Raw genomic sequence first — 24,454 nt, forward strand, 5'->3', positions numbered from 1 at the left:
AAAAGATGTTCAAATGTAGGATTTCAGTTTTCAAACTGATGCCTGTATTGTTTAGGGCTTACCTCAAGATGTTTCTTAAAAAAGTGTGAAAATGAGTATTGATCACTAAATCCGAGAATAGAAGAAACCTCTGAAACCGGTTTATTAGAGGAGTTTAAAAGCACTTTTGCTTCATTAATGACAATAACGGCAATAATCTGGCTGGCGGATTTTCCTGTAATAGACTTCACGACCGACGAAAGATGTCTGGTTGTAATGGATTGCCGTTCTGCATAGAATTCTACGGTCCTTTCTGTAAGATGATACTCTGCAAGATCGGTAAGAAATACAAAAACAATCTCTTCCTGTCTGGACATCTGGTTCATAGAGTTGTTATCCTCTTTGGAGATAATTCCTGCCATCTGGTAACAGAAAACAGAAAAAAGATGTTCCACCATTTCTTTTTTGTACAGCATTTCCGTTTCAGAATCCAGGATATACTTCAGGAAATTGACGCTTTTCCAAACCACCTCCATTTCACTTTCCAGAAAAGGGACTCCTTTGTTCATCTGCTGTCTGAAGTAACGATAGGTGATCAAGCGATTGAATTTCAATGATAAAGTAGAAATAAATTCTCTTTTATAGGAAACCATTCGGGATTGGAAATCATCGCTTACCGCTACAACTTCATAAATCGTTTGTGGATCGGTTACCATAAACATATTGGATGAAAGCTCCAGGTCATTGAAATGCTGCCTAAGTTTTAGAGTTCCGGATTTAATAAAAATAAACGCCGGATTATCGGGACGGAACGGCTTGTCAACAGCAATTCTCTCAAAGATATTGCGTTGGGTAAAAATTTCAACTCCGAATTTTTCTAGGGCAGACATATCACAAATTTAAGCAAACTTATTCCCGATTACAAAATTTTATTATTTTAGCATTTACCAAATTCACTATAACTATGAGAAAGGTTGATTTATTATTTGCAGAATATAGCAAGAGCCATAGAAACGCAACCAACAAATTGATCCACTGGATCTGTGTACCTTTGATTTTCTGGGCTCTCCTGGGCTTCGTTTCTCTCATCCCATCACCACATTTCTGCTTTTATTACTTTGGATGCATCAGTATTGTAAGTATGATTACCGTTTTATTGGTTACTTTTTTCTATCTACGGCTTTCCTTCCTGATCAGTGTCATCATGATTTTCATGATGCTGGCAACGGAACACTTTATCTATCTTACTAATGTCCAATTTGGAAAACAATCATGGATCATCTATCTTACCATATTTATTATGACATGGATCTTCCAGTTTATCGGTCATCAAATTGAAGGTAAAAAGCCTTCCTTTCTAAAGGATCTTCAGTTTTTATTGATCGGTCCAATCTGGCTGCTGGGTTTCATCCTTAAAAAAACAGGAATCAGATACTAACCTTCTTCAACATTTGCACTTACCACCGAACAATCTCTTATCTGCCATTCAGAGTTCCCTTAAAATATTATTTTTATTTGTTTGCCAAAGATAATTCGGGTTCCTTACAACCTTTACCATAATAAAAGCATCCTTTATAGTATATTAGGCAGTATTGCCTTGGAAATAAATTTTTCAAGCATACTTTTTGATAACATTATAATAAACTATTTATGAGAACTCTATTGTTACCCCTATTTTTTATTATCCTTATAAATTGCAGTAAATCAAATGCTGACAAACAGGCCGTGAGTGTAGATTTAATGGAGGTAATTCCTGAAGATAAGGTTTCTTCTGCTCCACCACCACCTCCACCACCCGCTGAAATTTCAAAAGCATCTGCATTAACCTCTACCGGTATTCCCAAGAAAATAGATACGATTTCAAGAAAAGTGATTAAAAACGGAGACATGAGAATCCAGGTAGGAGATATTAAAAAAGCACAATCTCAGATCAATGATATCTTAAATAAGAATAAAGCTTATATTCAAAAAGAACAGTTTCAAAATACCGATACCGATGATCATCTGGACCTGACCATTCGTGTTCCCCATAAAAATTTTGATGAACTTGTTAATTCTTTTTCAAATGGGGTGGGCTCTGTTCTTTCCAAAAACATTTCATCCAACGACGTTACTGAAGAATACACCGATATCTCCATAAAACTTGCCAACAAGAAAATATATCTTGAAAAGTACCGTGATATGCTCAAAAGTGCTGCCACCACAAAAGATATGCTGGAAATCCAGGAGAATATCCGGGAACTGGAAGATGAAATTGATGTAGCAGAAGGAAGGCTTCGTTTTATTGACGACCGGGTCAATTACAGTACTCTGGAGGTAAGTTTATATAAAGAAAAAGTAAGAAGTTCAGCGACTTCCAAAATAGGATTTGGAAGCCGGTTCATAGACTCCCTTACAGAAGGCTGGAATGGTTTTGTAAGCTTTTTCCTTGGGATTATCTCATTGTGGCCTTATTTCCTGCTTCTTCCATTCATTGTTTTTCTTTGGAGAAAATGGAAATCACGTAAAAATAAATAAAGGAGTTTTCTCTTTACAACACCTATAAATACAGAAAAAATCCGGGCATCTGCGATGCCCGGATTCTTATTGCACTATCACAATGTAATCATTAAAATAACTTAACTTATCTCTACATTTTTGTCATCCGCATATTCTTTAAGTTATATGATAATAGACAAGAATGATGCAAAGGATGCGTTAAGGGCTGTTAAATATTATGAGATAAAAAGATAAAAAAAACTTAATAAATTCATCCTAGGAATTATTGAGTAAAACAAGCCAATCCTAATTTTTTACCGCTCTCAGATTAAATACTTAGATTTTATTAAACTCTGTTTTCATTTCAACAAACCTGCAATCTAAATCATTCATATATATATAGCATTTTAGCTCTAACAGGTTGAGCAGATCCTGTATTTTTTTATTGCTGAAATCAACTTTATTTACTCAATCTCAGAGAGAACTTATTTTCCAAGAACAAATACTGCCGGGATCTTATGAAGTTCCGGCTTTTGTTTTTGCCAGTCTTTTATTGTTTTTGTTTTTATAAATTCATGTTCAGGATCGTTGATATTGGCAGCGATACACAGCTTCGTGTTGGAGGGTAAGAATTTCGTTAAATCTTCAAAAAGCTGATTATTCCGGTAAGGTGTTTCCATAAAGATCTGTGAATACCCTGTTTTTTGAACCAAACTTTCCAGGTGCATAATCTGTTTCTTCTTCTCTCCTTTATCAATAGGGAGATAGCCGTGAAACGTGAATTCCTGTCCATTGAATCCGCTTGAAATCAAGGCAAGAATGATGGATGATGGCCCGGAAATAGGAATAACTCTGATATTCTTCTCGTGACACCATTTTACAATCAAGTTCCCCGGATCAGCAATACAAGGCAACCCGGCCTCTGAAAGCAACCCAAAATCCTGTCCTTTTACCATAAGATCCTGTGCTTCTTTAATATCAGCTCCTTCCGTGTATTTATCCAGTAAGAACAGCTTCAGATCAGCCTGTTTCTTTTCCGGAGCAAAGAATTTAATCACCTTTCTCGCCGTCTTTTCATTTTCGACGAAGAAATAGTCCGTCTGCATGATATAATCCTTCAAAACGGGCGAAAAATGGTTAATAGAAGTGTTTTCTGATAAATAAGCTGGGAGTAAAAAAAGCATTGTATTATTTTTTTGTTCTTTCGTTGAGTGAAGGTTGTGGGAAATATTTGGTAAGATCCATAGAAAAGGTAACGGAAGTGATTTTCCAGACGCCATTGATTTTCATTAATGTCCAGATTTCTTTTCCCCAGTTTTCCATTTTACCGTCATACCAAAAGCTGTAATCAAAATTGGCTGACGCTATGGCTCCGTCTTCAATAATCTTTATATTGTCAAATTTTTCTTCAGATTTGTCATCTGAAAAACTCTTGATAAAGGCCTTATAATCATCTGCGAAGTATGCACCGGCTGTAGGACTTTTCTCCTTACGTTTTTCCTGACTTCTTTCTTTATAAATCCCTGTCCAAAGTACGGGTTCCTGGAATAAAGATAAGTATTTAGCTTCATCCCTTGTTTTGATGCAGGCCATAAAATCATCCATCAGTTTACGGATTTCGGTTTCATCTTTGGTTTGGGCAAAAGAGAAACTGAAACTCAATAAAAATAACAACACTAGTTTTTTCATGATTATTATTTTGGTATTTGTTCTTTGATGGCATTACAGCCTTTGTCCAACAATTGAAAAACGTTTTCAAAGTCTTTCATATCGCCCCAATAAGGATCCGGAACTTCTGCATTTTTATGATCTCCTGCGGCTTCTAAAAATAAGGATATTTTCTGGTGCTCGTCTTCATTTTTAGCTTTTGAGACCACATCAGCATAAACATCAGTATCCATACAGTAAATCTTATCAAAAGTCTCAAAATCAGTTCTGGTGATTGGTCTTGATCTTTGTTTAGAAATATCAACCCCATGGTTGGCAGCTGTTTTTATCGCTCTTTTATCGGGATGCTCCCCTTCATGCATAGAAATTGTTCCTGCAGAATCTACAATAAAGCTTTCCGGAACTTTTGTTTTCATAATTCCTTCTGCCAAAGGACTTCTGCATATATTTCCCAAACAGACCATTAGTATTTTCATTCTGAAAAAAAAATTAATTATAAGACCCTTTTACTTCAGCAAAACTAAATAAAAAATGAAGAATAAACCTATTCTTCATTTCTATTATTTAATTTCAGTGATTATTTTCTACTGTTTGATTCTTTCTGTAAGGTCTTTGACGTACTTCTTTACTTCTTTGTCTATTTTTGATACATCTTTAATGGTATCACAAGCATACATTACAGTTGAATGATCTTTTCCGCCCATTTCTTCACCAATTTTACTAAATGTAGAATTCGTGAATTCTTTAGAGAAATACATAGCCAATTGTCTTGGAAGAGCAATTTCTCTTTTTCTTGTTTTGGATAAAAGCTGTTCTTTTTTGATTCCAAAATAGTCACATACCACTTCCTGGATATAAGGAATATTGATGATCTTCTTCTGGTTGGCAGCAATCCTGTTGATGGTTTCTTTTAACAGCTCTAAACTTAAATCTGTTTTATAGATCGTAGAATAAGCAATTACAGAGTTGATGATACCAATAAGCTCTCTTACGTTTGTTTTCGCTTCAGAGGCAAGGAACTCAAGCATATCGTCAGGAAGAACAATTCCGTCTCTGCTCAGTTTATTCTCAATAATTCTTTTACGTGTTGTTAAATCCGGAGATTTTATTTCTGCAGAAAGTCCCCACTTGAAACGGGAAACAATCCTGTCCTGAATATCCATAATATCTGCAGGAGCTTTATCAGAAGTAAGGATAATCTGCTTTCCATTTTGATGCAAGTGATCAAAAATGTGGAAGAAGCTGTCCTGCGTTGCTGATTTTCCTGATAAGAACTGAATATCATCAATGATCAATACATCCACCATTTGGTAGAAGTTGGCAAATTCTGTTTGCTTATGTGCTTTAGCAGCAGAAATAAACTGCTGAATAAATTTTTCTGAAGATAAGTAAAGAACCACTTTATCCGGAAACTGGCTTTTTACTTCAAGACCTACAGCCTGCCCTAAGTGGGTTTTCCCAACACCATAACCTCCGTATAAGAATAATGGGTTGAAAGCGGTTGCTCCCGGTCTCTTTGCAATTGATCGGGCTACTGTAGCCGCAAATTTATTACTTTCTCCTTCTACATAATTATCGAAAGAAAAATCGGCCTTCAGATTAGAATCAATATTAACTTTCTTAATTCCTGGAACTACAAAAGGATTTACAATATTGGAAGAAAATCCCTGAGGCATTGTTTCCTGTACTTTTGGGGTTGGAACGCTTTTTCCTTTCATATTCATGGTAACAGGTTTTTCCAGTCCGCTTGGTCTGTTTTCCATTACCGAATACCATAATTTCACTCCTTTTCCAATATTTTTTTTCAGGGCTGCAGAAAGAAGGGATAGGTAGTTGTCTTCTATATATTCTTTGTAAAAATCACTGGGAACAATTAATGTAAGGTTGTTGTCAGCAAGGGAAAGTGGCTGTACTTTATCAAATAACAGGTCGAAAGATTTCTCAAGCTTTTTCAAATCAGAATCATCCTCAGCTGCGTTTAAATTATCACGCATAAACTGAAGACACCTCTGCCATATCATCATTAAATTTTCGTCCATATTTGGGCCCCGATTAATTGTTTGTTAGTATTGTTTTTAGAAGGATGACAAAGGTCCAATATTTTCTTTTTAAAAAAAAATATTGCAGGTATTGATTATTTAAAAATATATTTGTATGTATAATTTAACACTAAAAATGATACACACAACACACTCAATACGAGTACGTTACGCAGAAACCGACCCTATGAAATATGTCTACTATGGCAACTATGCCGAGTATTTCGAAGTAGGGAGAGTTGAACTCTTCCGAAGCATAGGAATTTCATACGATGAAATTGAAAACCAAGGAATTTGGCTGCCTGTTTCAGATTACAAAATTAAGTATATTCGTCCAGCTTTGTATGATCAAAAATTAGAAATCCATACCTACATCAAAAAAATTCCGGGAGTAAGAATTGAATTTGAGTATGAAATATACAATGAAGACCGTGTTAAGATTACTGAAGCTTCCACTACGCTCTTCTTTTTAGATGCAAAAACCAACAAGATTATAAAATGTCCTGATTTTTTGATGAAATTCATTGAAGCCAACTGGAAATAGATGACAGACAGCAGGGACTAGAATTAGAGATCAGGAAAATGGCTTTTATTCAATGATTCATACGTTTAGTATTGCATTTTAGGCTTTAAACCTTGAATTTTAACTCTTTTATATCTGAATTAATTTGCACCTTTGCATTTCAGTTTAAACAAAACCTTATATAATTTATGAAGATTGCATTTTTGGGACCTCATGCCAGTTTTACACAGCTTGCGGCAGCCCAGCTCTTTCCGGAAGATGAAATTTTACCTCAGGCGAGTATTTTAGATTGTTTTAATGCAGTGGAAACCGGTGAAGCTGTAAAAGCGGTAGTTCCTTTGGAAAACTCTATAGAGGGAACCGTTTCAATGACTCTGGACTATTTATATAAGACTCCGTCTATCAAAATAGAAGCAGAAGCGGTAATGCCTATTGCTCATCATCTGATGATTCATCCTGAGAACACCGTAGAAGATGTAGAAAGAATATATTCTCATCCGCAAGCTTTAGCGCAGAGTTTCCATTTTCTGGATACTCATTATAAGGGAATCACTAAACAGGATTTTTCCTCCACTGCTGCAGCTGCAAAATATGTTTCAGAAAATAAAGATCTTAAGATTGCCGCTGTTGCCAATCAGTTCGCAGCCAATTTATATGGTCTGAAAATAATCAACCGTAATATTCAGGATTTTGAACAGAATCATACACGGTTTATTATTATTTCCAAACAACAGAACCAATATCATAGTGATCATCTTGAAATTTTAGGCGAAAAATCAGGGATGCTTATCACTCTACCTGAAGATCACGCAGGAGGATTACATCAGGTCTTATCAGTTTTTGCCTGGAGAAAAATGAACCTCAGTAAAATAGAATCCAGAACTCTGAAAACAGGATTGGGCAATTATTTCTTCTTCATTAATGTTGTAGGCCAGTGGGAAGAAATCCTGCATGGGAATGCACTTAAAGAGCTTGAATCTATCAATGCAGAAGTAGATTTTCTGGGAAATTACAAAGAATTTCTTTTAGAAAGCTAAACTATACATTTTATTACAAAAAATATAAAAAACACTGTCATTATGGCAGTGTTTTTTGTTACTGAATACACAATAATAAACTGTATATCAATAATATACATATAGAATCCATGAGTTTAAAACACACCAAAGAAAAAAATACAATTCAAAACTGTAAGATATATTATATTTTTTATTAAATTTGATACAGTAAAATTTAAAGAATTCAAAACCGTAACCAAATTATGAAATACACTAAAAAATGATATAAACATATGTTTAATATATTATCAAATAATTAATATTAAACTTACGTAATCAGCAACCGAAAGCAAATCACTGCTTTTACCCAAAAAATAGAAACTAATTAAAAAAATTCGATCATGAAAACTAAAATTTACAGCTTACTACTAGCTTGTTCCACCCTATCTCTATTTTCCCAGGTTGGTATTAACACAGCAACTCCCTCAGCAACATTAGACGTCAATGGAAACGCTAAACTACGTATCACCCCGGCAGCACCTTCATTAACAGGATATCAAGTGCTGGGTCTTAACACTGCAACCTCGGAGATGACCAGCATAGACCCTCAGCTTCTTTTCGCCGGAGCCAACACCAATTCTTCTCTTTATGCTGCAAAGAAAACTGCAGGAATCAGCCTTTTGAGTCTTGGACTATTCCCTTCAGGATTCAGAGCTGTTAACTTCGTAGCAGCTGAAAGAACTATTGGATCTGCAGCTTTATTCAATGACACAGACAACACATTTACAATCCCATCAACGGGGGTGTATGCTATAGGATTCGCTTTCCGTTATGGAACAGGATTACAGGCTTCTATATTAGCAAACTCTCCGGGAATCGGTATTGTAAGAACAAGAGCCGGAGTAGCCACTACTATTGACAGCCGTGCATTTAGTGGTGCCAATCTTATCTTGTTAAGTTTGACGATTTCTGAAAGTTCTCTTAGCTCAGTATATTCATTCCAGGCAGGAGATAAAGTCTCATTTGGTCTTGTAGGATCCACAGCTTTGGACGTAGGTTTACTAGGATCCAGTGTTGCTTCCTTCTATATCTACAAGGTATCCAACTAGTAAAAACATATTGTTAGTTATTTATATAGTTAATCCATCACATGAATTGTGGTGGATTAATTTTTGCAAGTCATTTCAAACATTTAGCTATATTTGATAAAAACTAAGAAATGAATGAATATCTCTTTGCTATATTAATTATTATCATTGCAATTATTTTCAATAATCTGAATACTAAAATCAGAAAACTTGAAAAAGAGGTATCGGATCTTAACTCCAAAATCAACCCGTTATCGAATCATTCTCAGCCTGTTCAGGAAGAAGCTCCTGCTGAAAAAAGTACTTCTCCGCAACAGATTCAACCCCATGAAATTTATAACAGAGAAAGCCCGGCGCATATTATCCGTGAGGATCCACCAACTCCTCAAAAAGACTGGCTTAGTCCAGTTTTTGAATTCTTAAAACAAAATGCACTCACCATTGTAGGTATTTTCACCCTTGTATTAGGGATTGGCTATTTTGTAAAGTATGCTATTGATAAAAACTGGATCGGAGAAACAGCACGGGCCGGAATAGGACTTTGTACAGGTATTGTCATTATCCTAACCGGACATTTCTTACGAAAAAACTACGCAACATTCGCTTCAATTATCACAGGAGGAGGGATTGCCGTTTTATACTTTACCGACACCATCGCTTTTCGGGAATATCATCTTTTCACCCAGAATACTGCATTTATTATCACTACTTTGATCACAGCAGGTTCTATCGCACTATCCTATTATTATAAAAGCGAGGTACTGATTATTTTTTCTCTGTTAGGTGGATTTTCAGCTCCTTTAATGATCAGCAGCGGACAAAGTAATTATACTTTCCTTTTCATTTATATCAGTCTTTTAAATATAGGAATGCTTACCACCGCCTTTCTTCAGCATTGGAAAAGTGTTGGCTGGACAGCCTTTATTTTCACCAGCCTCTATTTGTTTTCCTGGACTACAGAAAAACCGCAACTTTTAAGTATTGTATTTTATAGTATCAGCTATATTATTTTCTATATTTTCGCCCTTCAAGACTATATCAAGAAGAACAGCCTTTCGACTTCAGGGATTTTAATGCTTGCCCTAACTAATTTCTTTAGTGTTATAGGCCTTGTTTATATTTTCAATAAATTACAATATGAACCTGTCATTATATTTCCTGTAGTGTTTGCCATTATCAATGCACTGCTTTTATTCAGAGAATATGGAAGAAAAAATTCAGGGATTTCTTATTCTGTATTTGCAGGAATAACAGTGAGTCTTATGACTATAGCCACCGCACTTCAGTTTGAAGCCCACCTCATTACCAGTGTATGGGCTATAGAAGCGAGCCTTCTGCTTTTTATCTGGAAAAAAACCGGACACAAAATTTTCAAAAACTGTTTTTATATTTTATTTCCCCTTGTTATTGTTGCACAGATAATCACCTGGACAGAATATTTCAATGCAAAAAATCTGAACATCATATTCAATCCCGTATTTTTAACCAGTCTGGTAACGATTGCTTCAACCATTATTAATTTATTCCTATTAAAACAAACACAGGAAAGACAAACCCCAAGGAGCAATATACTTGAAGAGCTCATTACAATGATTAGCTATGGAACCATCTATACGGCTTTATTGTCTGAAATGATTTACCATATTTCCGGAATACCCTGGGAAGCCATCATCAATGCGGCACTGTTATTTAGTATATATTACGTCTTCATCTTATTACTTTTCAGAAAAAAACTGAATATCAACCCTAGTATTCAGACTGCATTTATTTATCTTTTCCTTTTTTTACTGATCACCATCTCGTCTGTTTCCACCCTATCAGTGGTTACAGCAATACTGTCAAAAAAACTTCAGACCGGATTTTATTTCATCCATCTGCTGCAATGGATTCCTTTTATTTATATATATGTCAGCGTAATTCCTTCATCAGATTTCAACAAAACAAAAATCTCTTACTGGATCTTTGCACTGGCACTTACTATTGCCGTTAGCTGTGGGCTTCACCACACCTATCTCTTGGTTAACGCCAACGATGTTCTTCACTCCTATAAGATCACAGAACACTTCAATATTTTATATTTACCTATAATATGGACTATCTTAGCCAGCGTTTTTATCTATGCAGGGTTAAAAAAGAATATTCAGGAATACAGCAAAATAGGTTTTGCCCTTATTGGTATCATGGTCCTCAAGCTCTACAGCTATGATGTATGGCAGATGGATAATATCTCAAGAGTGATTGCATTTATTATCCTTGGACTGATCTTGCTATTAAGCTCATTTACCTTCCAGCGCCTTAAAAACATGATCACAAAGATGGTGGATAAAAAAGATAAAAACACAGAAGAAATACAGCCACCATCTGAATAATCCCCATTATCAGTAAACAAAATTTAAAACATCCTGAAATTATATTCACATTTCACAAAAAAGAACTATATTTATCACGTTTTTAACAGTTACATATTCTGATTATGAAAAAAATACTCTACTCTTTTTTACTTCTTTCATCTGCAATGTTATTTGCACAGAAAAATACATCTGCAAAATTTGCAATCGCGCATGATATCGTCGGGACAGTAGATATGTTTAATGCAAACAAAAGCATTATCCAAAGTTCAAAAGTTTATAACACGCCAGCCAGCCTACCCCAAAATCTGAAAAAATACAGTTTCATTTCAGAAAACGGGATTACTGAATACAAAATCAAAAGTAACTATGGACTGGACAGAATTTCATTAGCCTCTCTGAATAACCAACATAACCTTCCGGAAACCAATCCGGTATTTATTGAAGGGTATGAATTCACGGATACCAGTACTTTAATATATGGAGATATCCTGGCAAGATCGGAAGTCAAAGACCATAACGGGCAAAAAACACTGTATATTTATACTACCCGTTAATTTAATAATATAAAAAAGGATACTGCACTACAGTATCCTTTTTATTTTAATATTTATTATTCCATTTTTTCTTGAGTTCTTCATAGATTTTCTTTTCCGTTGCATTATTTCCGGGCTCATAAAGCTTTATATCTTTTATTTCTTCCGGAAGAAAAGTCTGATCTACAAAATTTCCTTCATACGAATGGGCATATTTATATTCTTTACCATAATCCATATCTTTCATCAGCTTTGTCGGGGCATTTCTCAAGTGGAGAGGTACAGGCAGATTTCCGGTTCGTTTTACCAATGCCAAAGCTTCATTAATAGCCATGTATGCAGAGTTACTCTTGGGAGAGACAGCCAGATAAACAGCCGCTTCACTTAATATAATCCTTGCTTCAGGGTTTCCGATTACATTGACCGCCTGAAAACAGTTATTGGCAATAACCAGAGCATTAGGATTGGCTAACCCAATATCTTCTGCTGCCAGGATAAGCATTCGTCTGGCAATAAATTTAATATCTTCACCTCCAGCAATCATTCTGGCCAGCCAATACACGGCCCCATTAGGATCACTCCCGCGCATAGATTTGATAAAGGCCGAAATAATATCATAATGCTGCTCTCCATTTTTATCATACAAAGCCATTGTCTCCTGAAGGATCTCAAGCACGTTGGCATTATTGATTTCTTTAATTGCTGAATTTTTATACTGATTCAAAACCAACTCTACAGAATTGATCAGTTTTCTGGCATCACCACCGGAATATTGTAATAAAGCTTCTTTCTCAATAAATTTAAAATCCGTTTTCTCATCTTTATTATACCGATCAGAGGCGGTATCGATAAGCTCTTCCAGTTTTTCATAGCTTAAAGCTTTCAAAACATATACCTGGCTTCTCGAAAGCAAGGCCGAAACCACTTCAAAACTTGGGTTTTCTGTGGTAGCCCCTATTAAAACAATCCAGCCTTTTTCTACCGCATGCAGTAATGAATCCTGCTGGGATTTATTGAAACGGTGAATTTCATCAATAAATAAAATGGGTGATTTTCCCGAAAACAAATTCTGCTTTTTAGCATCATCAATCACATCACGTACATCTTTCACCCCTGAAGAAACCGCTGATAACTTATAAAACTTCCTCCCGGACTTCTCAGAAATAATTTCCGCCAGTGTGGTTTTCCCCGTCCCGGGAGGCCCCCAAAAGATCAGAGAATTCAGGGTATTATTTTCAATCATCTTCCTGATGGTCCCTTTTTCTCCGGTAAGGTGCTCCTGCCCCAGAACTTCATCCAGGTTTTTGGGTCTTAATTTTTCAGCTAATGGAATATTTTGATTCAAGGTAATTTTATTTTTTATGATCAATACTTCAGATTTCAGATCCCTGAAACTTCTAACAAAATTAAACTAATTTTAAATTTTTTACCCTATTTTTGCATTGTTTTGAAACTTACATTCAATAAAATCATTACATTTCCGTTGGTAATTTTGATAAAATTTTACCAGTGGTTCATCTCGCCATTACTTCCCAAAAACTGCCGTTATGAACCTACATGCTCTCATTATATGTTGGAAGCTCTTCGGGTTCACGGTGTCTTTAAAGGATTCTGGCTGGGGTTCAAAAGAATTTTAAGGTGTCATCCCTGGGGAGGAAGCGGATACGATCCTGTTCCCCACAAACATAAAAATCAGTAAACAAACTATTAAATCAATAGAAATGAATAATATTTTTTTCAGACTCTACCTCGTAATGCTTGCATTCGTCACACAATTCCTTTTTGCACAGCAATATCCAGGAGGTTTATCTGACGGAACTTTAGAAATAAACGGAAACAATGTTCCTGTAAAAATCTATTCTACGACGGAAGTTGGCGACCTTAATGCTTTTCCGGAAAGAGGAATCAATAATGTTCTGGTCATTCTTAATGAGTCTAATTTTGAACCTGCCTATTTTAATTACAGTGCAGAAACTCTAACAAGATTCAAGGATTCAAAATATCAGTTTTTTGATAAAAATTTTAAACTATTAAATTCTCCGGTTACCCAGGATAATATTACAGATTATAAATATGCAGTAAAGTCTGATAAAGTTATTACTACTTCTGATACAGTAGCGCTTGAAACTCCTTTTAAAATCTGGGACCCTTCAAAAGGGATTAAGATCTTTTCATTCACCCTGCATTTCTATAGCCTGATGTTTGTGTTTGCATTTGGTTTCGGATATATTGTCATGACAAGGATATTCAAAATCGACAATATAAACCAAAAATACCTGGAACCTCTTTTTACATGGACCTTAATAGGAACCATTCTTGGAGCAAGATTAGGACATGTTATTTTCTATCAGCCTGAACTTTTTAAAGAAGATTTCTGGAGTGTATTTTTACCAATCAGTACGAAAAACGGTTTAAAATTCACAGGTTTCTCAGGACTGGCAAGTCATGGTGCTGCTATTGCTTTAATCATGACTACTTTATACTACTCGTTTAAAATCATCAAGAAAAATCCTTTTTGGGTATATGACAGATTAGGTATTGTAGTGGCTTTAGGGGGAACATTTGTAAGAATGGGAAATTTTTTCAATTCAGAAATCTTAGGAAAACAGGCAGATCCAAATTCTCCGTTTGCTTTACTTTTCCCTCAGCAAAGCAGTGAATATGGTATTACAGTACCACGTTACCCAAGTCAGTTATTTGAAGCTGTGGGATACCTTGCTCTTTTCATTTTACTATGGGTGTTATATAGAAAAACAGACAAAAAATACCAACAGGGCTGGTTATTTGGTTTATTCTTTATCATCCTTTGGGCCATCAGATTCTTTGTAGAATTCTTAAAAGAGCCACAAGGTGATGAGTTCATCCAGATTGGAGGTTTGAACACCGGGCAAGTTCTTTCTATTCCATTTATGATCGCCGGAGTTATTATCATGATTGTTTCCAAAAAATTCAAAATCACTCCTGAAGAAAACGGAAAACCGGAATAATTTCAAAGACAAAAACAGATTCGTTCAGCAGGATGACAACATCCGATACTGGCAGATCTCAGATACTATAAAAAAAAGGCAAATTTGTAATTACAAATTTGCCTTTTTTTATAATTGAATTCAGTAGTTCTTAAAAATTCTTAGCCCTCCTTTTGTTCAGCTCCTTAAAAACACTTCCTAATTCATCAATAACATCGGTAGGAAGCATGGCTTCTTTTGAATATTTCACAGACGCCCAATCAGCAGCTTTCCCGTGAAGCCAAATCCCCAGTATACATGCCTGTTCTTCTGAATATCCTTGTGCTAATAGGGATGTGAGAACTCCTGTAAGGATATCTCCGCTTCCTCCTTTTGCAAGACCGGCATTTCCTGTTATATTATAAAAAACGTTTCCTTCCGGAGTAACAACCTGCGTATGATGGTCTTTTAAAACAATATAGATATTCAGTAATCTTGCTTTTTCCCGAGCCAAATCCAATCTTTCAAAAGAGTTTTTGGTAGTCCCGAATAATCGTTCAAATTCTTTTGGGTGTGGGGTAATAATTGATTTCTCAGGAATTAAACCATTTTTCTTCTCTTCTTTTGAAATGATATTTAAAGCATCAGCATCCAGGACCAAGGGTTTAACATAATGTTTCAGAAATTCCAAAAAACTTTTTTCCGTCTCCGGATCAGTTCCTAACCCAGGGCCAATTCCACAAACCGCATCTGAATCTGTATCAAAATCCTTTATAAAATCCACTCCTCCTTTTATAAACATAGCCTCAGGACACACAGTTTGCAGTACTTCATAACCACATGCAGGAGCCAAAGTAAATGTTAATCCCGCTCCCGCTCTTAAGGCAGCTTTTGTAGCTAATACTACAGCACCTATTTTCCCATAGCTTCCTCCTACAATATTCGCTTTGCCGTAGTTTCCTTTGTGAGAGAATTCTTCTCTGGGAACAAAAACAGAATCCACGGTTGGATCATCAATAACAAAATATCCGGTATCTGTTTCTTCAGAATATTCTTTATTCAGCCCAATATCGAGAATAATCACTTTTCCTGTATATTTTCCAGCTTCAGGATGCAGAAAACTTCTTTTCCAGCATTGAAAACTCAGTGTGTAATCAGCTTTCAGAATCACCGCATCTCTCTCCAACATTCTATCAGCAAACATTCCGGAGGGAATATCTATTGAAATTTTAGTATTTCCTTTTGCATTCAGCTGGTCCACCAGTATTTTATATTCTCCTTCTAAAGGCCTTGACAAGCCAGTTCCCAAAAGAGCATCAATAATAAGTGTTTTATCATCCAGATAATGGCTATCAATATCCCGGAATTTTCTGACGGAAATCCCGGAAAAATCCCGGAGTCTTTTCAAATTCACTGATGCATCTCCTGAAAATTTTCCTTTCGGATCATATACAAATACATCTACATCAAAACCTTTTATATAAAGCATCCTTGCAACAGCCAAACCATCACCTCCATTATTCCCATTCCCACAAAACACAGCCAGTTTTTTGTGATTCTTACAGTTTTCAGAAATCCACCCTGCAACAGCCATAGAAGCTCTTTCCATCAGCTGAACCGAAGAAATTGACTCATGGGAAACAGTAGCCAGATCCCAGTTTCGTATTTGTTCTGTAGTAAATATTTTCATAGGCTCCCTCAAAATTGTAAGCAAATTACAAAAGATTTTCCATTGTTAACTGCCTATTCAAAGAAATGAGGTATCAAAAGACGACTCAGTTTACGATCCATTATTACCCATATCTTTCTTTATCATTCTGGGGTAAAATTTCGGCCACTTTAGACCTGATCCCATTTATTGAGGTACCAGCCTGCAGTATATCTACCGCCCCACTTAAAAGATTATAAGGAAAAGGCAATTGAGGCATTGATAATACGTTCAATAATTCTAAGTCTTCTTCAGACAGTTTCAGTTCTGAAGCTTTTATATTCTCTTTCAGCTGATCCAGGGTTCTTGCTCCAAGCAAAGTTGAGCTAACACCCCGCTGCTGCATTACCCAGCTAATAGCTATAGCGGAAACCGGCATATTTCTTTCCTTTGCTATCATGTGAAGCTTATCAATTATTTCATACGCTCCTTCAGAAAGCTCGGGGCTTAGTCTATTATTATTTCTTTGACTCATCTTTTGCCCTTTATTTTCTCTGGTATACTTACCACTCAAAAGACCTTCCTTTAATGGAGACCAGGGCATTACTCCTAACCCCATTTCCAGAGCCATTGGAATCAGTTCATTTTCTACTGAACGTTCTAATAGAGAATATTCCAATTGCAGACCAATAAAAGGTGCCCATCCACGGAATTTGGAAATCATTTGAGCTTCTGTTATTTTCCATGCAGGGGTGTCTGAAATAGCGATATAACGTATTTTACCATCCCTTACCAAATCATTAAGTGTTGAAATCGTTTCATCAATGGGAGTATGCGGATCAAAGGCATGCATCCAGTACAAGTCAATATAATCCGTTTTCAAACGCGTTAAGGAACTCTCCAATGCCTGTATAATACCCTTTTTTCCTGCACCTCCGCCATTGGCATCGTAGGGGAACATATTTCCCCAGAATTTGGTAGATAAAACCAATGAATCCCGACGAACATTCTGTTTAGCTAAAAAGTTACCTATGATCTCTTCTGAATGTCCCTTAGTGTAAATATTAGCTGTATCAATTATATTTCCACCCTGATCAATATAGTGTTCTAAAATTTGATGGGCATCTGCCGGACTCGTTCCCCAGCCCCAATCTTCACCAAAAGTCATTGTTCCTAAAGTAAGAGGACTGATTTTCAATCCCGATTTTCCTAACGTTCTGTAATCTGCCAAGCTCATATTATATTTTTTAAATTTTAACCAAAATTATAGCAAGCCCCAGAATAAGAATAGCTGTAATCAAGCCAAGGCTATCGAAAATCAATCCGCATTTAATATACCAACGCTCTATTTTAATACATTTGTAGAATGAACAATTCTGATGCAATAGCTGATTTCTATAAAAAGAAAAACATCAACATCCCCACTCATTATCAATGGGGTACAGGATATTTTGACATTATAAGAATTGACAATCTACAAAGACGGGAAGAACTTATTTCACTGATATCCTTTACGAGAAAAAACTTATATAAAATCAAATTGGTAAAAGGAAAATGTAAGTGCCATTACGCTGATAAAACTATTGAAATAAACCAATATGCGCTGATGTTTATCAATCCCACTATTCCTTTTTTACTGGAAGAAAGTAATGGGCCTATAGAGGAATATTTCTGTTTATTCAATGAAGAATTTTTCAGTAATTATGGGAATATAAAAGAATATCCTGTATTTCAAAATACACAGGAAAATATTTTTGATCTGTCAGAAGTACAATATCTGGAATTTGAAAACATGCTGAACAAAATCCAGACAGAACTTTCATCAAATTACGATTTCAAATTTGATGTAGTCCGGAATCTAACTTATGATCTTATTCATACTACTGTAAAAATGCATAACAGCCTTAGTACATCCTCTGTAAGAAAAAATGCCTACAACCGGATCACTTTACTTTTCGAAGAACTGCTTGCTTTACAATTTCCATTGCATACAGCAACAGATTATATCAGGTTCAAAAAGCCCAAGGATTTTGCAGCCCAGCTTTCCATTTCTATTAATCATTTAAATAAAGCGGTAAAGCACACACGGAATAAAACCAGTTCTGAAATCATCACAGAAAGAATCTTGCAGGAAGCCAAAATTTTGCTAAAACTAACGGATTGGTCAGTTTCTGAAATAGCATATCTCCTGGGCTATGAAACACCTTCCCGCTTTACCTTTACATTCCGAAAGAAAATCGGTATTCCTCCACTGCTGTATAGGAAGGATCAGGCAAAATAAATAAGACGCTCACCATATGAATGTTATTCATGTTTTAAGAACCTTATCAATAAGATTACTTTTACTTCAGACTCTTATTTTTCATGAATAAAAAACATGAGTTTTTAATGTTTTTACATTTATAAATTATATTTTTGTGTGTATACTAATTAAAAAAATATAAATTATGGGATTTATTAAAGAATTTAAAGCTTTTGCTTTTAAAGGAAATGTTCTCGATCTGGCTGTCGGTGTTATCATTGGAGCAGCATTTGGTAAAATTGTTACCTCTTTAGTAGAGGATGTTGTAACTCCTTTATTACTAAACCCAGCCCTGAAAGCTGCAGGTGCTGAGAACATCTCTAAGCTTACCTGGAATGGTGTTGCTTATGGTAACTTTCTTTCTGCCGTTATCAGCTTCCTGTGTATTGCAATGGTTCTTTTCTGGATCATTAAAGGAGCCAACAAAATCAGCAAGAAGGAAGAAGCTGCCCCTGCAGGACCTACAGATGATCAAAAATTATTAGCAGAAATCAGAGATTTGTTGAAAAGCAAGAACAATCTATAATAAAAGATATCGATGCTGTCACACAGCAATCATTTGAAAAACCGGAGAAGCTTTGCTTCTCCGGTTTTTTTGTCCTATCCGAAATTTCAAATTGTTCAGTTGATTTTACTTTCTGCCCGCTGTATTAGTCCGTTCAGCAGAGAATGTCAGCTTTGCTGAGTGAATCACTATTGCAATCCTACATACTTTAAGTTGTTAAAACATTTTGTACTCTATACCTCTTAAAGAAACCGTTTATTAATATCGTATACCGAAACCTGATAATATGAATAAAAAAGCGGATTCAAAAAAATGAACCCGCTTGCATTCTATTGGCTTTAGCCTAAACTTAATATAAAAAAGTTAAGAGTTAGGAGTTGAGAGTTGACAGCACTATTGCCTACCACCTATCATCTGTTACCTATTACCTATATCAATTTCTTGATTATTGAATCTGTAAAATACTTGAAATCTGTTCTGCTAAGGAAAGTCCTATTCTATCCTGAGCTTCAAGTGTAGAAGCTCCTGTGTGAGGAGTCAGAGAGATTTTAGAATGATTCAGTATCTCTTTCGAAGGTGTCGGCTCATTAATGAAAACATCTAATCCTGCAAATTTCACTTTCCCGGAATCCAATGCTTCAATCAATGCTGCTTCATCAATCACTCCACCTCTGGAACAGTTAACAACAGCAACCCCATTTTTCATGATTTCAAACTCATTCTTACCTATCATATATCCGTCTTTCTGAGCAGGCACATGCAAAGTAATAAAATCTGAATGTTTCAGAACATCCTGTAAAGGTTCTGTTTCTATATCTACATTGATAAACTGGTTATTGTAAAACTTCACCTTAATACTGGCTTTTCCTACATTATTATCAGCTGCAACGACTCTCATACCAAGACCTAAAGCAATTCTGGCAACTTCCTGTCCTATTCTTCCCATTCCTACAATTCCGATTGTTTTTCCTCTCAGTTCAATACCGGCAGCATATGCTTTTTTAAGTCCAGCAAATTCTGTATCTCCTACTAAAGGCATTTTTCTGTTGGAATCCTGAAGGAATCTTGCTCCTGAGAACAAATGTGCAAAAACAAGCTCAGCCACTGATTCTGAGGACGCAGATGGAGTATTGATCACATGGATTCCTTTTTCTCTAGCATATGCTACATCAATATTATCCATACCAACTCCTCCTCTTCCTATAATTTCAATGGAAGGACAACCGTCAATAATATCTTTCCTTACCTGAGTTGCGCTTCGTACCAATAAAGTACGGATCTTATGCTCATTAATGTAATCCACCAAAAACTCCTGTGGAACTTTTGCTGTAATAACTTCAAAGCCTTTTTCTGCTAATGCATCAATTCCTGATTGATCCAGGCCGTCGTTTGCTAAAACTTTCATAAATACAACTATATTTAAAATTAAAAAGATTTAAAAATTAAAGAGATAGGCTCTCATTTAATCTTTAAATCTTTGAATTATTTTTTTATTCTCCGTCTTCTTTGAATACTTCGATCGTCACTTGCTTCTCTACCAAATCCGTAAATCTGCCTTTGTATCTTGTTGCTCTTACCAGGTGATTATCTATCCAGTGATAATTTCCGCCTCTTGGTTTTCCGCAGAGTACACTGTGGTACTTGAAGCCGTGTTTATCCAGCCAATCAATGGTAATTTGTTTAAGATTTTCTGTTCTTGAAGTAAAAAAACAAATCTGGTGTCCTTCGTCATACCATTTGTTTACTGTTGCCAATGCATCCGGGTAAGGTTCACAGGTAACCATTCTTTCCGGTTCTTCATTAGGAACATCATCTGTAATGGTTCCGTCAATATCAATTAAGTAATTTTTTACTCCATCCTTAAGAATAGGACTTATGTGCTCTATGTATTCTAATTCCATCGGTTAACATTAAGTAACAAAGTTAGGGTTTTTACAACTATCAAGCACATGAATCTTAGTTTATGTTAAAAATTTACTACAAAAAACGCTATTTAATGAATAATATAAACATTTTATTCATCATTTTACCATTTATGATTAAAAATTTTCGTTTCGGAAATTCATTTTATACAGGAAATATAGTATTTAGATAAGAAATAAGGTTAAAGTTCATTTTAAAACACCAGAGTCCGAATTAGACTTTTTATATAAAAGCTTGAAACCGCTGTTTTATTCTTTTTTCAAGCCTGATCCTGTCGCTTTATTTCTCAATTTCATTACAAACGCATGATGTTTATCTAAAAATTTCCAAAATACATTTATTACGCTTACATTTGTAGAAATGGAAGAATTAGTAGTTTTAGTAAATTCTAAAGATGAAGTTTTGGGTCTGATGGAAAAACAACAGGCTCATATCAATGGCTTATTACACCGTGCTTTTTCTGTTTTTCTATTTAACAGTAAAGGAGAAATGCTTCTTCAAAAAAGAGCTTCGGGAAAATACCACTCCCCCAATCAATGGACCAATGCAGTGTGTTCACATCCCAGAAAGGAAGAAACCTATCTGGAGGCCGCAAAACGCAGGCTGAAGGAAGAATTGGGTATTGAAACAGAACTTTCAGAAAAATTCAATTTTATCTATAAAGCTGATGTAGGCGGAGGTCTTTGGGAGCATGAACTTGATCATGTGTTCGTAGGAAAACATGAGTCTGAATCTGATTTTAATTTGAATAAAGATGAAGTGGAAGAAATAAGATTTATATCCGCGGAAGATCTGGATAAAGAAATTGTTGAAACTCCTGAAAATTTTACAGAATGGTTTAAGATCATTCTTGAAGAATACAAACACCATTTTTAAAGATGAAAAGAATATTGCTTGTATCTGCTTTATTTTTTGGAAGTCTACTTTTTGCACAAAAAGCAAATGTTTACGACAGTCCCAATTATTCTATTAATGTTCCTGAAGGCTGGAAATCTACCAATGACAGTGATATTGTCAACATTTTTCCTACCAGCGAAATCGGAGCTATTACCATTTCTGAATATCACGATCTGGGTCTTCCAAAAGAAGAAATGAAAAAATTTATCCTGGCATTGTATAAATCAGAAGATTCTGAGAATAAAATAAAGCAAAATAAGAGTAAAAAAGGATACACAGAATATTTCTACGAATATTTTGATGAAAAAGAGAAGCTTTTCTGGACTACCAGAGCTTTTCAAAAAGACAAAGATCTATATCTGGTAACAATCAACTGTGGTCAGAAATTCTGGAACGGAAATTATATGACCCTTTTTAATGAAACTTTCAACAGTTTTAAAATAAAGAAATAAATTAAATATGAAGAAAACAGCCTTGTACGACACTCATGTTTCTTTAGGAGCTAAAATCGTACCTTTTGCAGGTTTTGAAATGCCTGTTCAATATTCAGGAGTAACGGAAGAGCATTTTGCAGTAAGAGAAAAAGCAGGATTATTTGATGTTTCCCACATGGGACAATTTTTCATCGAAGGTCCCGGTTCAAAAGACCTTTTACAGTGGGTAACAACCAATAATGTAGATGCTTTGGAAAACGGAAAAGCTCAATATTCATGTCTTCCTAACGAAGATGGGGGTGTTGTGGATGATCTTATCGTTTACAAAATGGAAGATGATAAATATTTCGTGGTTGTCAATGCTTCAAATATAGATAAAGACTGGAATCATATTTCAAAATATAATACTTTCGGAGCTACAATGACCAATGCGTCTGATGAGATGTCATTATTGGCAATTCAGGGACCTAAAGCTACGGAAATCCTTCAGAAGCTTACAGAAGTTAATCTTTCTGAAATCCCTTACTACCATTTTACAGTAGGAAGTGTGGCTGGCGTAAACGATATCATTATTTCAAACACAGGATATACCGGAAGCGGAGGTTTTGAGATCTATTTTAAGAATGAAAGCGCAAAACAGCTTTGGGATGAAATTATAAAAGCAGGTGAAGCTGAAGGAATTATCCCATGTGGATTAGCTTCCAGAGACACTTTACGATTAGAGAAAGGATTCTGTCTGTACGGAAACGATATTGATGATACCACTTCTCCTATTGAAGCAGGCTTAGGATGGATCACAAAGTTTGACAAAGATTTTGTTTCCAAAGATATTTTTGCAAAACAAAAAGAAGAGGGGGTTACAAGAAAGTTAGTTGGATTCGAATTACAGGATAAAGGGGTTCCAAGACATGATTACCCTGTAGTAGATGCAGAAGGCAATGTAATTGGAAAAGTAACTTCAGGAACACAGTCTCCAATGAAAAAGATCGGTTTAGGTCTTGCTTATGTAGACAAGCCTCATTTCAAATTAGGTTCTGAGATCTTTATTCAGGTAAGAAATAAAAATATTCCTGCAAAAGTAGTGAAAGCTCCTTTTGTATAATATCAATACACAAAAAACCGCAGTTTAATAAAGCTGCGGTTTTTTTTATCAATTATTTTTCAGACAGGTGGATACCGGATTATACATTATCTCCTTCACCATCCATCCATCTTCTCATCTGCACTCTATGAGCCGGGGTCTCCTCTATTCCTCCAGCTAAAACATGTAAGATTTTATCCCATAGATTTTTCTTCTTAGACTGTAATTCTTTTATTTCGCCATAGGCAACCAGATATTCTTGTTCATACTGATAGGCATCTTCGTCAGAGTAATTCCAAGGGATATGATTAAGAATGTCCTCTGTTAAGGTATCAATCTCATCAGGTTCCAGTGTTTCCATCATTTTTAGCTTGAGATGATAGGTTTCAGATATTGACAATATTTTGTTTAAAGAGGTCTTTATATCTTTCCAGATACCTTCCCATTTTTCAAGATTGTCGTCCATAAAAATGGTATTCCCCATTCTTTCCAGTGTCACAAAATTGTCCAACACCAAATTTTTATATTCTTCGTGGGTTTCCCAGATTCCGACCAAACTTGAAGCATCTTTTTCTTTAAATTTTTCTTCAATTTTTTCCAAAACCTTAAGCAAAGCATTAGAATTTTCTACCAGTTTGGATTTTTCTCTTATCCATAAGTTAATAACCATACTATCATTTGTAGTGGTAATTAGCTTTCCGCAGTCTTCAATTTTCCGTCTTATTTCATCATCACTTGTTTGAATTTCTTTATTTGTGGTCTTAATATCCAACGAAAGTTTCCTTAAGCTTTGTACCGCTTTAATTACGGGATTGAATTGTTTTTCCATCATAATCTGTTTTAATTATTTTATTGTAAAAGAATGAATGTGTTTTTTAAGGGAGCCAAGAAATTCAATGTCTCGCGGTCACTAATTTACGAACTTCCCAATAAAACAACCAATTAACAATAGAAAACAAATCAATTATGAATCAAATTCAAATTATCAATATAAAAAATCACAATAAAATAATAAAACACAAATAAAAAATAATATAAAAAATCATAATGGATAATTTTTTT

Annotated in this window: 25 protein-coding genes; 14 read left to right on the forward strand and 11 right to left on the reverse strand. The window is 35.3% G+C overall.

The window, feature by feature from the left end; translation table 11 throughout:
- Positions 1–23: 23 nt before the first annotated feature.
- A complete protein-coding gene (locus B8967_RS10050; RefSeq protein ID WP_047485374.1) occupies positions 24–869 on the reverse strand; it encodes a helix-turn-helix domain-containing protein in 846 nt (281 codons plus the stop codon).
- Between the two features lie 74 nt (positions 870–943).
- Between B8967_RS10050 and B8967_RS10055 the strand changes: the two genes are divergently transcribed.
- Together B8967_RS10055 and B8967_RS10060 are read left to right on the forward strand one after the other, a co-directional pair.
- Positions 944–1,417, forward strand: coding sequence for an Mpo1 family 2-hydroxy fatty acid dioxygenase (locus B8967_RS10055; RefSeq protein WP_084086004.1), 474 nt, complete (start codon positions 944–946; stop codon positions 1,415–1,417).
- Between the two features lie 287 nt (positions 1,418–1,704).
- Positions 1,705–2,496 carry a DUF4349 domain-containing protein gene (locus tag B8967_RS10060; protein WP_228406115.1) on the forward strand — a complete coding sequence of 264 codons (792 nt, stop codon included), beginning with the start codon at positions 1,705–1,707 and terminating at the stop codon, positions 2,494–2,496.
- 446 nt (positions 2,497–2,942) lie between these two features.
- Here the strand turns inward: B8967_RS10060 and B8967_RS10065 are convergent, their stop codons facing one another.
- The 4 genes from B8967_RS10065 to dnaA all read right to left on the reverse strand — a co-directional run bounded on the left by B8967_RS10065 (position 2,943) and on the right by dnaA (position 6,164).
- A complete protein-coding gene (locus tag B8967_RS10065; protein WP_084086006.1) occupies positions 2,943–3,641 on the reverse strand; it encodes an SAM-dependent methyltransferase in 699 nt (232 codons plus the stop codon).
- Positions 3,642–3,645: 4 nt separating this feature from the next.
- The gene (locus tag B8967_RS10070; protein ID WP_084086007.1) at positions 3,646–4,146 is read right to left on the reverse strand and encodes a DUF4440 domain-containing protein; all 501 of its coding nucleotides are present in this window, start codon (positions 4,144–4,146) and stop codon (positions 3,646–3,648) included.
- Positions 4,147–4,151: 5 nt separating this feature from the next.
- Entirely contained in the window at positions 4,152–4,601 is a 450-nt protein-coding gene (locus tag B8967_RS10075) for a low molecular weight protein-tyrosine-phosphatase (protein WP_084086008.1), read from the reverse strand.
- Between the two features lie 108 nt (positions 4,602–4,709).
- Positions 4,710–6,164, reverse strand: a complete 1,455-nt coding sequence (dnaA, locus tag B8967_RS10080; RefSeq protein WP_047485393.1) for a chromosomal replication initiator protein DnaA — start codon at positions 6,162–6,164, stop codon at positions 4,710–4,712.
- 136 nt (positions 6,165–6,300) lie between these two features.
- On the opposite strand from dnaA, the gene B8967_RS10085 reads away from it, so the two are divergent.
- The 5 genes from B8967_RS10085 (at position 6,301) to B8967_RS10105 (ending at position 11,678) form a co-directional block, all read left to right on the forward strand.
- Entirely contained in the window at positions 6,301–6,708 is a 408-nt protein-coding gene (locus B8967_RS10085; protein ID WP_084086009.1) for an acyl-CoA thioesterase, read from the forward strand.
- 167 nt (positions 6,709–6,875) lie between these two features.
- Positions 6,876–7,724: a prephenate dehydratase gene (pheA, locus tag B8967_RS10090; RefSeq protein ID WP_047485398.1), complete on the forward strand. Its 849-nt coding sequence runs from the start codon at positions 6,876–6,878 to the stop codon at positions 7,722–7,724.
- Positions 7,725–8,086: 362 nt separating this feature from the next.
- Complete coding sequence (locus B8967_RS10095) at positions 8,087–8,794, forward strand: hypothetical protein (protein ID WP_047485400.1); 708 nt, start codon at positions 8,087–8,089, stop codon at positions 8,792–8,794.
- A 110-nt stretch (positions 8,795–8,904) separates the two neighbouring features.
- Positions 8,905–11,142, forward strand: coding sequence for a DUF2339 domain-containing protein (locus tag B8967_RS10100; RefSeq protein WP_084086010.1), 2,238 nt, complete (start codon positions 8,905–8,907; stop codon positions 11,140–11,142).
- Positions 11,143–11,246: 104 nt separating this feature from the next.
- Positions 11,247–11,678 carry a hypothetical protein gene (locus tag B8967_RS10105; RefSeq protein ID WP_084086011.1) on the forward strand — a complete coding sequence of 144 codons (432 nt, stop codon included), beginning with the start codon at positions 11,247–11,249 and terminating at the stop codon, positions 11,676–11,678.
- A gap of 46 nt (positions 11,679–11,724) precedes the next feature.
- Here B8967_RS10105 and B8967_RS10110 read toward each other — a convergent pair whose 3' ends face one another.
- Positions 11,725–13,002: a replication-associated recombination protein A gene (locus tag B8967_RS10110; RefSeq protein ID WP_084086012.1), complete on the reverse strand. Its 1,278-nt coding sequence runs from the start codon at positions 13,000–13,002 to the stop codon at positions 11,725–11,727.
- Between the two features lie 102 nt (positions 13,003–13,104).
- Between B8967_RS10110 and yidD the strand changes: the two genes are divergently transcribed.
- The gene (yidD, locus tag B8967_RS10115) at positions 13,105–13,356 is read left to right on the forward strand and encodes a membrane protein insertion efficiency factor YidD (protein WP_179140053.1); all 252 of its coding nucleotides are present in this window, start codon (positions 13,105–13,107) and stop codon (positions 13,354–13,356) included.
- 439 nt (positions 13,357–13,795) lie between these two features.
- Positions 13,796–14,644, forward strand: a complete 849-nt coding sequence (gene lgt, locus B8967_RS22665; RefSeq protein WP_047485725.1) for a prolipoprotein diacylglyceryl transferase — start codon at positions 13,796–13,798, stop codon at positions 14,642–14,644.
- A gap of 130 nt (positions 14,645–14,774) precedes the next feature.
- On the opposite strand, the gene B8967_RS10125 is transcribed toward lgt, so the two are convergent.
- Together B8967_RS10125 and B8967_RS10130 are read right to left on the reverse strand one after the other, a co-directional pair.
- Positions 14,775–16,292 (reverse strand): NAD(P)H-hydrate dehydratase, encoded by a 1,518-nt coding sequence (locus B8967_RS10125; protein WP_084086014.1) that lies wholly within the window; start codon positions 16,290–16,292, stop codon positions 14,775–14,777.
- Between the two features lie 103 nt (positions 16,293–16,395).
- Complete coding sequence (locus B8967_RS10130; RefSeq protein WP_084086015.1) at positions 16,396–17,487, reverse strand: aldo/keto reductase; 1,092 nt, start codon at positions 17,485–17,487, stop codon at positions 16,396–16,398.
- A gap of 129 nt (positions 17,488–17,616) precedes the next feature.
- Here B8967_RS10130 and B8967_RS10135 point away from each other — a divergent pair, with 129 nt between their 5' ends.
- Together B8967_RS10135 and mscL are read left to right on the forward strand one after the other, a co-directional pair.
- Complete coding sequence (locus B8967_RS10135) at positions 17,617–18,531, forward strand: helix-turn-helix domain-containing protein (protein WP_084086016.1); 915 nt, start codon at positions 17,617–17,619, stop codon at positions 18,529–18,531.
- A 166-nt stretch (positions 18,532–18,697) separates the two neighbouring features.
- A complete protein-coding gene (mscL, locus tag B8967_RS10140; RefSeq protein ID WP_084086017.1) occupies positions 18,698–19,078 on the forward strand; it encodes a large conductance mechanosensitive channel protein MscL in 381 nt (126 codons plus the stop codon).
- Positions 19,079–19,502: 424 nt separating this feature from the next.
- Here mscL and B8967_RS10145 read toward each other — a convergent pair whose 3' ends face one another.
- Both B8967_RS10145 and B8967_RS10150 read right to left on the reverse strand, forming a co-directional pair.
- The gene (locus B8967_RS10145) at positions 19,503–20,462 is read right to left on the reverse strand and encodes a D-2-hydroxyacid dehydrogenase (RefSeq protein ID WP_047485418.1); all 960 of its coding nucleotides are present in this window, start codon (positions 20,460–20,462) and stop codon (positions 19,503–19,505) included.
- A gap of 85 nt (positions 20,463–20,547) precedes the next feature.
- Complete coding sequence (locus tag B8967_RS10150; RefSeq protein ID WP_047485420.1) at positions 20,548–20,958, reverse strand: LNS2 domain-containing protein; 411 nt, start codon at positions 20,956–20,958, stop codon at positions 20,548–20,550.
- Positions 20,959–21,340: 382 nt separating this feature from the next.
- Between B8967_RS10150 and idi the strand changes: the two genes are divergently transcribed.
- Genes idi through gcvT form a run of 3 tightly spaced genes read left to right on the forward strand, consistent with a single transcriptional unit; the run spans position 21,341 to position 23,413 of the window.
- Entirely contained in the window at positions 21,341–21,856 is a 516-nt protein-coding gene (gene idi / locus B8967_RS10155) for an isopentenyl-diphosphate Delta-isomerase (protein WP_084086018.1), read from the forward strand.
- Positions 21,857–21,858: 2 nt separating this feature from the next.
- Positions 21,859–22,329, forward strand: coding sequence for a hypothetical protein (locus B8967_RS10160; RefSeq protein ID WP_047485424.1), 471 nt, complete (start codon positions 21,859–21,861; stop codon positions 22,327–22,329).
- Positions 22,330–22,336: 7 nt separating this feature from the next.
- The gene (gene gcvT / locus B8967_RS10165; RefSeq protein WP_047485426.1) at positions 22,337–23,413 is read left to right on the forward strand and encodes a glycine cleavage system aminomethyltransferase GcvT; all 1,077 of its coding nucleotides are present in this window, start codon (positions 22,337–22,339) and stop codon (positions 23,411–23,413) included.
- Positions 23,414–23,492: 79 nt separating this feature from the next.
- On the opposite strand, the gene B8967_RS10170 is transcribed toward gcvT, so the two are convergent.
- Positions 23,493–24,224, reverse strand: coding sequence for a hypothetical protein (locus B8967_RS10170; RefSeq protein WP_047485428.1), 732 nt, complete (start codon positions 24,222–24,224; stop codon positions 23,493–23,495).
- Between the last annotated feature and the right edge of the window lie 230 nt (positions 24,225–24,454).

Source organism: Chryseobacterium sp. YR221 (genome assembly GCF_900176315.1).
Classification (GTDB): domain Bacteria; phylum Bacteroidota; class Bacteroidia; order Flavobacteriales; family Weeksellaceae; genus Chryseobacterium; species Chryseobacterium rhizosphaerae.

Excerpts from the sequence above, each read along its gene's own strand:
- B8967_RS10050 (WP_047485374.1), bottom strand. The coding sequence starts at position 869 with ATGTCTGCCCTAGAAAAATTCGGAGTTGAAATTTTTACCCAACGCAAT.
- B8967_RS10055 (WP_084086004.1), top strand. The coding sequence starts at position 944 with ATGAGAAAGGTTGATTTATTATTTGCAGAATATAGCAAGAGCCATAGA.
- B8967_RS10065 (WP_084086006.1), bottom strand. The coding sequence starts at position 3,641 with ATGCTTTTTTTACTCCCAGCTTATTTATCAGAAAACACTTCTATTAAC.
- B8967_RS10070 (WP_084086007.1), bottom strand. The coding sequence starts at position 4,146 with ATGAAAAAACTAGTGTTGTTATTTTTATTGAGTTTCAGTTTCTCTTTT.
- B8967_RS10075 (WP_084086008.1), bottom strand. The coding sequence starts at position 4,601 with ATGAAAATACTAATGGTCTGTTTGGGAAATATATGCAGAAGTCCTTTG.
- dnaA (WP_047485393.1), bottom strand. The coding sequence starts at position 6,164 with ATGGACGAAAATTTAATGATGATATGGCAGAGGTGTCTTCAGTTTATG.
- B8967_RS10085 (WP_084086009.1), top strand. The coding sequence starts at position 6,301 with ATGATACACACAACACACTCAATACGAGTACGTTACGCAGAAACCGAC.
- pheA (WP_047485398.1), top strand. The coding sequence starts at position 6,876 with ATGAAGATTGCATTTTTGGGACCTCATGCCAGTTTTACACAGCTTGCG.
- B8967_RS10095 (WP_047485400.1), top strand. The coding sequence starts at position 8,087 with ATGAAAACTAAAATTTACAGCTTACTACTAGCTTGTTCCACCCTATCT.
- B8967_RS10100 (WP_084086010.1), top strand. The coding sequence starts at position 8,905 with ATGAATGAATATCTCTTTGCTATATTAATTATTATCATTGCAATTATT.
- B8967_RS10105 (WP_084086011.1), top strand. The coding sequence starts at position 11,247 with ATGAAAAAAATACTCTACTCTTTTTTACTTCTTTCATCTGCAATGTTA.
- B8967_RS10125 (WP_084086014.1), bottom strand. The coding sequence starts at position 16,292 with ATGAAAATATTTACTACAGAACAAATACGAAACTGGGATCTGGCTACT.
- B8967_RS10130 (WP_084086015.1), bottom strand. The coding sequence starts at position 17,487 with ATGAGCTTGGCAGATTACAGAACGTTAGGAAAATCGGGATTGAAAATC.
- B8967_RS10135 (WP_084086016.1), top strand. The coding sequence starts at position 17,617 with ATGAACAATTCTGATGCAATAGCTGATTTCTATAAAAAGAAAAACATC.
- mscL (WP_084086017.1), top strand. The coding sequence starts at position 18,698 with ATGGGATTTATTAAAGAATTTAAAGCTTTTGCTTTTAAAGGAAATGTT.
- B8967_RS10145 (WP_047485418.1), bottom strand. The coding sequence starts at position 20,462 with ATGAAAGTTTTAGCAAACGACGGCCTGGATCAATCAGGAATTGATGCA.
- B8967_RS10150 (WP_047485420.1), bottom strand. The coding sequence starts at position 20,958 with ATGGAATTAGAATACATAGAGCACATAAGTCCTATTCTTAAGGATGGA.
- idi (WP_084086018.1), top strand. The coding sequence starts at position 21,341 with ATGGAAGAATTAGTAGTTTTAGTAAATTCTAAAGATGAAGTTTTGGGT.
- B8967_RS10160 (WP_047485424.1), top strand. The coding sequence starts at position 21,859 with ATGAAAAGAATATTGCTTGTATCTGCTTTATTTTTTGGAAGTCTACTT.
- gcvT (WP_047485426.1), top strand. The coding sequence starts at position 22,337 with ATGAAGAAAACAGCCTTGTACGACACTCATGTTTCTTTAGGAGCTAAA.
- B8967_RS10170 (WP_047485428.1), bottom strand. The coding sequence starts at position 24,224 with ATGATGGAAAAACAATTCAATCCCGTAATTAAAGCGGTACAAAGCTTA.